The following is a 9366-nucleotide window of genomic DNA, read 5'->3' as shown; positions in this document are numbered from 1 at the left end:
GCAGACAAGCAGCAGAGAACATGAGTGATGCTGAAATTGTCGACATGAAGGCCATGCTTAATCAACACGCGACGTCACAAGCACTGAAAGATGGCGTTGCTTATTATCAAGAAGAAAGGTGATTTAGATTTTCATTATAAAGTCATCTTGGGCAGTCATAATGCGCAACTTATTCAATTAATATGTGGTCAGCTCTATCATTTAGTGCGTATGTACCGCTGTCAGTTTGGTATGCACAGCTCCAGAGCCAGCCGCGCTTTTTCAGAACACGCCCAGATTATCGAAGCCATCAGTGATCGAGATGGAGAGTTAGCCGAAATGCTGATGCGCCGTCATATCGCCGCTTCACGTAAAAACATTGAAAGTAAAATTGCACTTCAACTAGCCGCAGAATTAAAGACAGGCACCACATCAGTTCAAGGAGAGAAATAATATGTCTACAGAATCATCGTCTCAGCGCTTATCCCCCGGCGCTAAATTCCGTTTAGCCCTGGCTAATAATAAACCATTACAAGTAGTGGGTACGATTAATGCCTATTGCGCGATGATGGCTGAACAATTAGGCCATCAGGCGATCTATTTATCTGGTGGCGGTGTGGCGAATGCGTCTTACGGTTTACCAGATTTAGGCATGACGTCATTGAATGATGTGATCGCTGATGTGCAGCGTATTACCGCCGCGTCTAACCTACCTTTACTGGTTGATATTGATACTGGTTGGGGCGGGGCTTTTAACATTGCTAAAACCATTCGAGATATGGAAAAAGCCGGTGCGGCAGCGGTGCATTTAGAAGACCAAGTCGCACAAAAGCGTTGTGGCCATCGTCCCAATAAAGAAATTGTGTCGACAGAAGAGATGGTTGATCGTATCCGCGCTGCTGTAGATGCGCGTACTGACGCTGATTTTTTCATTATGGCGCGTACCGATTCATTCGCACAAGAAGGCTTGGAAGCGGCGATAGCAAGAGCACAAGCCTATGTTGAAGCGGGGGCTGACGGTATTTTTGCTGAAGCGGTGAAAACAGAAGCGCATTACCGTGCATTCTCGGCAGCGTTAGATGTGCCTATTTTGGCCAATATCACAGAATTTGGGCAAACCGAGTTATGGAATAAAGCGCAACTCGGAGAGTGGGGTTGTGCCATGGTGTTGTATCCATTATCCGCATTCCGCGCGATGAATAAAGCCGCTGAATTAGTTTATAAAACTTTGCTGGTTGATGGAGACCAAAAAGCCGTGGTTGATACGATGCAAACGCGTATGGATTTATACGATTATCTCGGTTACCACGACTACGAGCAAAAATTGGATGTATTGTTCTCGGAAGGCAAGAATAAATAACCGCTATGATTAAAGTAATGTGAAACAAAAATTCAAAAATCGGACAAATAATAGCAAGCAGGATGTTGCAGGATTATAGGTTTTAGGATGCATACCCAAGCTACTTCAATATGCATAATCAGCAAACCGAATGAAGGGTATATTCAAGGCATGAAGTCGAGGATTTAGTTATTCTAAATCAAGACGTCATAACGCCGAAGATGCCTTCGTTCGGCTTGCCCTGCGGGAGGCGAGCTGGAATAACAGCACAGCGTTACAATATTTGAAAATGGAATAACCATTCTCTACATATTGCGCCTTGTTCTGATATCCCTGCTCGTCTCTGATATAGCATCTTGAAGTAACTTGGGTATCGATTGCTATTAACAGTTTGAAATTAATTAAGGGAATAATTATGACAGATAAAAAACTATCAGGTGCAGGCTTACGTGGTCAAAGCGCAGGTGAAACAAAATTATGTACGGTGGGTAAATCAGGCAGCGGCTTAACGTATTGCGGTTATGACATAGCAGACTTAGCCGAAAATTCTACATTCGAAGAGGTTGCTTACTTACTGTTTAACGGTGAATTACCGACGCTTGATCAGCTTGAAACATACAAAGCTGAATTGCATACCCTGCGCGATTTACCGCAATCTTTAAAAGAAGTGTTACAGCATATCCCTGCAGACGCGCATCCTATGGATGTCATGCGAACGGGCTGTTCATTCTTAGGTAACATTGAACCTGAAACTGATTTTTCAGCGCAAAATAAAGCGGCGAATCGTCTACTTGCTGCGTTCCCTGCAATCATGTGTTACTGGTATCGTTATTCTCATGATGGTGTGGAAATTGACTGTACGACGGATGAAGCATCGCTAGCTGGTCACTTCCTTAAATTATTGCGTGGTCAAACACCGTCAGCACAACATCGTCGGGTGATGGATGTATCCCTGATCCTTTATTCCGAGCATGAATTTAATGCTTCAACCTTCACTGCGCGTGTGTGTGCGTCAACTTTATCGGATATGTACTCGTGTGTGACAGCGGCGATTGGTACCTTACGTGGGCCTCTGCACGGCGGTGCAAATGAAGCTGCGATGGACATGATCCAGACGTTTACTTCACCAGCAGATGCGAAAACGCAGATGGCAGGCATGCTTGAACGTAAAGAAAAAATCATGGGCTTTGGTCATGCTATCTACCGTACTTCCGATCCGCGTAATGTGATCATCAAAAAATGGTCAGAAAAACTGGCTCACGAACACGGTGATACCGCGTTATACGATATCTCGGTGGCGTGTGAAGAGTTTATGTGGGATAGCAAGAAACTGTTTTGTAACGCGGATTTCTTCCACGCCTCTGCTTATCATTTTATGGGCATCCCGACTAAATTATTTACCCCGATTTTTGTCTGCTCACGTTTAACTGGTTGGGCTGCGCACGTGATGGAACAGCGGAGTAACAACCGTATTATTCGCCCTAGTGCAGATTATATTGGTGCAGAGCCAAGAGTTGTAACACCAATTTCAGAGAGATAATGGACTATGAATACTAACTATCGTAAACCTTTACCCGGCAGTGAACTGGATTATTTTGATACCCGTGCAGCGGTTGATGACATTACAGCGGGTGCGTATGCAACCTTGCCGTATACATCACGCGTATTTGCCGAAAACTTAGTACGTCGTTGCGCACCTGACGCATTAGAGGCGTCTTTAAAACAACTTATTGAACGTAAGCGCGATCTTGATTTCCCTTGGTTTCCTGCGCGTGTGGTTTGTCATGACATTTTAGGTCAAACCGCATTAGTTGATTTAGCCGGTTTACGCGATGCGATCGCGGCGAAAGGCGGCGATCCATCCAAGGTTAACCCTGTGGTCCCAACGCAATTGATTGTTGACCATTCATTGGCTGTTGAGCATGCAGGTTTCGACCCTGATGCATTTGAAAAAAACCGTGCCATTGAAGACCGCCGTAACGATGACCGTTTTCACTTTATTAATTGGACTAAAACAGCCTTTAAGAATATCGATGTGATCCCGCCTGGTAACGGTATTTTGCATCAGATTAATCTAGAGCGTATGTCACCGGTGATCCAATCCCTTCACGGCGTGGCGTTTCCTGATACCTTAGTTGGTACAGACAGCCATACGCCGATGGTTGATGCCTTGGGGGTGATTGCCATTGGTGTGGGTGGGCTTGAAGCTGAAAGCGTAATGTTAGGCCGTGCGTCATACATGCGTCTACCAGAGATCGTTGGTGTTGAACTGACAGGTAAACCACCAGCAGGTATGACAGCAACCGATACCGTTTTAGCATTGACCGAGTTCTTACGTGCCCAGAAAGTCGTCTCAAGTTATCTGGAATTTTATGGTGACGGTGTGCCGCATCTGACCTTAGGTGATCGCGCTACTATTTCGAATATGACACCGGAATATGGTGCGACTGCTGCATTGTTCTCTATTGATGAACAGACCATTGATTACCTTAAATTAACGGGTCGTGAAGACGATCAAGTTAAGCTGGTGGAAACCTACGCCAAACAAACCGGTTTGTGGGCTGATGACTTAGCCAACGTTGAATATGATCGGGTGCTTAAGTTCGACTTGTCGACAGTGTGCCGAAATATTGCTGGTCCATCAAATCCACATAACCGTGTACCTACGTCTGAATTAGCTAAGCGTGGTATCAGCGGTAAAGTTGAAAATGTACCGGGGAAAATGCCTGACGGTGCAGTGATCATTGCGGCGATCACCAGTTGTACCAATACCAGTAATCCCCGCAATATGATTGCTGCAGGTTTGATTGCCCGTAACGCCAATAAGCTTGGGTTAACCCGTAAACCTTGGGTTAAAACCTCATTGGCGCCGGGTTCCAAAACGGTGGAACTCTATCTACAAGAAGCCGATTTATTGCCAGAGTTAGAGCAACTTGGTTTTGGTATTGTCGCGTTTGCCTGTACCTCGTGTAATGGCATGAGTGGTGCGTTAGACCCGGTTATTCAGAAAGAAGTATTGGATCGTGATCTGTATACTACCGCGGTATTATCTGGTAACCGTAATTTCGATGGCCGAATTCATCCACATGCCAATGAAGCCTTTATTGCCTCGCCACCGTTAGTGGTTGCGTATGCGATTGCGGGTACCATCCGTTTTGATATTGAACGTGATACGCTCGGTTTAGATCAAGCTGGTAATGCCATCACCCTAAAAGACATTTGGCCTAGCGATGAAGAGATTGATGAAGTGCTTAAAGCGAGTGTCAAACCAGAACAATTCCGTCAAGTCTACAACCCGATGTTTAGCAAGGATATCGAGTGTAGCGTTGAGTACGGTGATCAAATTGATCCGCTGTATGACTGGCGTAAAATGAGTACCTATATTCGCCGACCACCTTATTGGGAAGGGGCATTAGCAGGTGAGCGTAGTCTTAAAGGCATGCGTCCTCTAGCGGTATTGGGTGACAATATTACGACCGATCATTTATCACCTTCTAACGCCATTATGCTGGATAGTGCAGCAGGTGCTTATTTAGATAAGATGGGCTTACCTGAAGTTGATTTTAACTCATATGCCACCCACCGTGGTGATCACCTTACAGCACAACGTGCGACGTTTGCTAACCCGAAACTAAATAATGAAATGGTGTTAGAAAACGGCCAAGTTAAGCAGGGATCATTAGCGCGTGTTGAACCAGAAGGGAACGTAATGCGCATGTGGGAAGCGATTGAAACCTACATGGACCGTAAGCAACCACTGATTATTGTTGCAGGTGCCGATTATGGCCAAGGTTCTTCACGAGATTGGGCGGCGAAAGGAGTTCGTCTGGCGGGTGTCGAAGCGATTGTTGCCGAAGGTTTTGAACGTATTCACCGTACCAACCTAGTCGGTATGGGCGTGCTACCACTTGAATTTAAAGCCGGTGACAACCGTAAAACTTATGCGATTGATGGCAGTGAAACCTTTGATGTTATCGGTGAACCGACCCCTGGATCAGCGTTAACCCTCATTATTAACCGTAAAAATGGTGACACTGTTGAAGTGCCTGTGACTTGTCGTTTAGATACCGCGGAAGAAGTGTCTATCTACGGAGCCGGAGGCGTGTTACAACGCTTCGCGCAGGACTTTCTTGAATCAAGTGAGGCTTAATGAATAATAGTATGGCGTATTCACCTCAACTAAAGATCCCTGCTACTTACATGCGTGGCGGCACCAGCAAGGGCGTTTTTTTTAATCTTCAAGACTTGCCGGAAGCGGCGCAAATACCGGGCGCAGCGCGTGATGCGTTGTTGCTGCGGGTGATTGGCAGCCCCGATCCCTACGGTAAGCAAACAGATGGTATGGGCGGAGCAACGTCGAGTACCAGTAAAACTGTGATTGTGTCAGCAACGGATAAACCCGACCATGATGTTGATTACCTGTTTGGTCAGGTATCAATTGATAAACCGTTTGTGGATTGGAGTGGTAACTGTGGCAATTTATCTGCAGCAGTCGGCTCTTTTGCCATAAACAGTGGTTTGGTTGATGCTAGCCGAATTCCAGACAATGGCATCGCAGTGGTACGTATTTGGCAGGCGAATATTGGTAAAACGATTATCGCCCATGTGCCAATTAGCAACGGCCTAGTGCAAGAAACGGGTGATTTTGAACTTGATGGTGTTACCTTTCCAGCGGCAGAAATACCCGTTGAATTTATGGATCCTGCCGATGGGAATGGTTCAATGTTTCCTACTGGTAATTTGATTGATGATTTGCTGGTACCTGAGTCTGTAGTCGCTGGTGGACGGTTAAAGGTAACGATGATTAATGCGGGTATACCGACTATTTTTGTTAATGCTGACGATATTGGTTATACCGGCACAGAGCTACAAGATGCCATTAATGGTGATGTTGAAGCGCTCGCTATGTTTGAAACGATCCGAGCTTACGGCGCTGTGCAGATGGGGTTGATATCAGACATCTCAGAAGCCGCGCAACGTCAGCATACCCCTAAAGTCGCATTTGTTGCTAAGTCGGCCGATTATGTGTCTTCCAGTAATAAACACGTTGCTGCAGGTGACATTGATTTATCAGTGCGCGCTTTGTCTATGGGCAAACTTCATCATGCGATGATGGGTACTGCGGCTGTTGCAATTGGCGCAGCGGCAGCAGTTCCTGGTACACTCGTTAATTTGGCTGCAGGTGGTGGTACGCGTGATTCGGTGAATTTCGGCCATCCTTCGGGATCATTACGTATTGGTGCACAAGCAAGCGAAGTGAATGGCGAGTGGACGGTAACTAAAGCCAGTATGAGCCGCAGTGCACGTATCTTAATGGAAGGCTGGGTACGCATTCCTAGTGAATAACCCCTACAATTGTACAGCAGGGGTTATGTATAATTTTATTCGAGGTTAGTTACTTTCTTCTGGTCATTTTTAGCTGTTGTGGACTGTCTGTTCAGCCATTTACTAATGGCAATTGTAACGGAAACAGGCAGGAGCCAACTGGCGTATGTAGAAAACAGTGGCACATACTTTGTTAGTGGAGTCGAGAGATACTCGGGTAATAAACCCAGAATATGCAATGCATCTAAGCCGCCAAGTATCACGGTAAGGCCAACGATAGTAACGTAAACCGGTAAATATGATTTTGTCGTTGGTAAGCACAAGGCTGTTAACACAAGTGCAATAGCAACGGGACATAATACGATTATGGCAGGTAGACTAATTGCTAGGATTTGGTCTAACCCGAAGTTAGCAATGATACCTGTCACGCAAGTGGCAATTACTGCCGTGATCGCAAACGGATAATTGAATGTCTGTTGGTAATATTCAGCGCAAGCATTAGTTAGTCCGACCGTTGTTGTTAGGCATGCCATGATAATGATAGTGGCGAGTAGATACTGACCCATTGGACCAAATATCTCTGCCACGTAACGAGTTAGCAGTTCACCGCCATTGGTAGTGCCTTCTGAAATCGACGCAGATGTAGCACCAATATAAGCCATAGCCAAATAACATGCTGATATTAGTAGGGCATAAATTACCGTCACTTTTAGTGTGGCGATAAAGACTTCGTTAGGTGACTCGTAGCCTTGTTCGCGGATAGCTTTAATAATAATCCAACCAAATCCAACCGCCGCAATTGCGTCCATAGTCATATAACCTTGGATTAAACCACTGGTAATTGGTTGATATTGGTAGTCTGCAGTGGGGGGATTTAAGGTGCCTAGTGGGGAGATTACCGCAGCCAATGCCAATGCAACTAACATCAATATTAATAGTGGTGTCATTATTTTACCAATGTAGTGAACTAATTTACCTTGTTGAAAGGACAGTAGCAGGCTTGCAATAACAAAAATAATGGAAAATAGCAGTAGGTTATCACCAGAGAAGAATGGTTTTATCCCCATTTCATAGGCAACAGTAACAGCTCTAGGCATACCAAATGCAGGTCCAATCGCGGTAAGCAGTGAGACCCAAAAAGCAATTGCTAACGGTTTTGGTAGGGCGTTGGTCAACTGACCACTGTTACTGAGTCGCCCTAAGACTATTAGAGTGAGAGAAGGAAGTCCTACAGCGGTAAGTGAAAATCCCAGCATAGCCGGAAGGTATTGTGTGCCAGCTTCTAGACCAAGAAAAGGCGGGAAAATGATATTTCCAGCGCCAAGAAACATAGCAAAAGTCATTAGACCAATCGCAAGTAAGTTATGATTTTTCAATGTACAAGTCCTCATGCTGTTGAGCAGTGCTCAGTCAGCGTTGTTATTGTGGACCGTCAGATTGGCTGAAGAAAAAATGAGAAAGAAATAAGATAATCCCTCCGTCAGCCAGGCTGACGGAAGTAAGCGTCAGCCTAGTTAATAATGACTCGGATGACAGTAATAATGGTAGATTTTACGCACGACACAGCATCAAACATAACTTTGTATAAAGCAGTAGATTGTTGAGCTGAAGAAGAAAGCATGAATGAACCCTAGTTATTTATCGTGGTAACCAATTCAATATACAAAGAATAAACTGCCACGTAAACCCTTTGTAGTTAAATGTATTAATTTATTTATTTTTATGGTTCTGTTGTGTTGTCTAATCTGTGTGTGGGGGGGCTATAGACTCCTTATTTCTGGTTTGGTGGAAAAGGGGAATAATATTTAGTCTAGAACGCCAAACTAATCAAACCAGTTAATAGAATAATTGGATTAATGTTCAGATACCGCTATATTGTCAGCCTATTCACTTATAGGCTGACAATATAATGGTAAAGGTAATTACATTCTTAATTATGAGTGTCTGCAGTTTTGCGACGATGGCGGCATCGGTAGACTGTGATAAAGCGTTTAATACATTAGAAATTAATTACTGTGCTAAAGTGGAGTTAGACCAAGCTGAAGCTGAAATGAAGCTATATCTCGATAAAAGTATCGCGCAATATATAGCTGATACGCATGTTGTCGAGTCGATCAACATCGCACAATCAGCATGGCAATCGTATAGTAAATCACAGTGTGATTCGGTATTTACTATGTTCAGAGATGGTTCGTTGCGCGTTGTGATGACGTTAAGTTGTCGAACTAAACTTACCCAACAACGTACCTATGAACTTTGGTCACAGTACTTAACGTATATGGACAGCTCAGCACCTGTACTGCCCGAACCGACCGCTTCAGATTTAAGCTAGCTTTTATCATGTCAAACAGGGCTATCAAATACATCCTCGATAGCCCCGTATTTATTTCTATTTCTATTTCTACTTCTACTTCTAATCCGAATCCTTAATTGTGTTGAAATAATCGTATTAGCATTATGCATATTGGAATATGTATTTCGCTATATGCATTGCAAATTGCAAATCAGACATTTCAAATCACACTAGTTTATCGTTTATTGACAGCATGTCTAAGCGAATTCATTAGTATGTATTATTAACCTATCTCGTTGCTTCCCCTTATCAAACCGTGGCTTAACATCTTCATTGACTCTGTTTTAACATCTAATTTATTTATATTTTTCAATTGGCGCAAACATTGCAGCTGTGTAAGTCACGTAAGTGAACATTGAGATTAAAGATT

Annotated in this window: 6 protein-coding genes and 1 pseudogene; 6 read left to right on the top strand and 1 reads right to left on the bottom strand. The window is 44.2% G+C overall.

The window, feature by feature from the left end; translation table 11 throughout:
• From PE36_RS15795 to prpF, 5 genes and pseudogenes are all read left to right on the top strand, one after another.
• Positions 1–432, top strand: a pseudogene (locus tag PE36_RS15795) (GntR family transcriptional regulator); the annotation flags it as partial.
• A 1-nt stretch (position 433) separates the two neighbouring features.
• A complete protein-coding gene (prpB, locus tag PE36_RS15790; RefSeq protein WP_006033040.1) occupies positions 434–1339 on the top strand; it encodes a methylisocitrate lyase in 906 nt (301 codons plus the stop codon).
• A gap of 394 nt (positions 1340–1733) precedes the next feature.
• Complete coding sequence (gene prpC / locus PE36_RS15785) at positions 1734–2858, top strand: 2-methylcitrate synthase (protein WP_006033039.1); 1125 nt, start codon at positions 1734–1736, stop codon at positions 2856–2858.
• A gap of 6 nt (positions 2859–2864) precedes the next feature.
• Positions 2865–5468: a Fe/S-dependent 2-methylisocitrate dehydratase AcnD gene (gene acnD / locus PE36_RS15780; protein WP_006033038.1), complete on the top strand. Its 2604-nt coding sequence runs from the start codon at positions 2865–2867 to the stop codon at positions 5466–5468.
• Positions 5468–6664 carry a 2-methylaconitate cis-trans isomerase PrpF gene (gene prpF / locus PE36_RS15775; protein ID WP_006033037.1) on the top strand — a complete coding sequence of 399 codons (1197 nt, stop codon included), beginning with the start codon at positions 5468–5470 and terminating at the stop codon, positions 6662–6664. Before acnD ends, prpF begins: the two co-directional genes overlap by 1 nt.
• 35 nt (positions 6665–6699) lie before the next feature.
• On the opposite strand, the gene brnQ is transcribed toward prpF, so the two are convergent.
• Positions 6700–8019, bottom strand: coding sequence for a branched-chain amino acid transport system II carrier protein (gene brnQ, locus PE36_RS15770; protein WP_006033036.1), 1320 nt, complete (start codon positions 8017–8019; stop codon positions 6700–6702).
• A 533-nt stretch (positions 8020–8552) separates the two neighbouring features.
• On the opposite strand from brnQ, the gene PE36_RS15765 reads away from it, so the two are divergent.
• The gene (locus PE36_RS15765) at positions 8553–8975 is read left to right on the top strand and encodes a lysozyme inhibitor LprI family protein (RefSeq protein WP_006033035.1); all 423 of its coding nucleotides are present in this window, start codon (positions 8553–8555) and stop codon (positions 8973–8975) included.
• Positions 8976–9366: the final 391 nt, after the last annotated feature.

This window comes from Moritella sp. PE36, from assembly GCF_000170855.1.
Classification (GTDB): domain Bacteria; phylum Pseudomonadota; class Gammaproteobacteria; order Enterobacterales; family Moritellaceae; genus Moritella.
Note: the sequence above shows the minus strand (reverse complement) of the source record. Positions and strands in the feature narration are given on the sequence as shown.

Excerpts from the sequence above, each read along its gene's own strand:
- acnD (WP_006033038.1), top strand. The coding sequence starts at position 2,865 with ATGAATACTAACTATCGTAAACCTTTACCCGGCAGTGAACTGGATTAT.
- PE36_RS15765 (WP_006033035.1), top strand. The coding sequence starts at position 8,553 with ATGGTAAAGGTAATTACATTCTTAATTATGAGTGTCTGCAGTTTTGCG.
- prpB (WP_006033040.1), top strand. The coding sequence starts at position 434 with ATGTCTACAGAATCATCGTCTCAGCGCTTATCCCCCGGCGCTAAATTC.
- prpF (WP_006033037.1), top strand. The coding sequence starts at position 5,468 with ATGAATAATAGTATGGCGTATTCACCTCAACTAAAGATCCCTGCTACT.
- prpC (WP_006033039.1), top strand. The coding sequence starts at position 1,734 with ATGACAGATAAAAAACTATCAGGTGCAGGCTTACGTGGTCAAAGCGCA.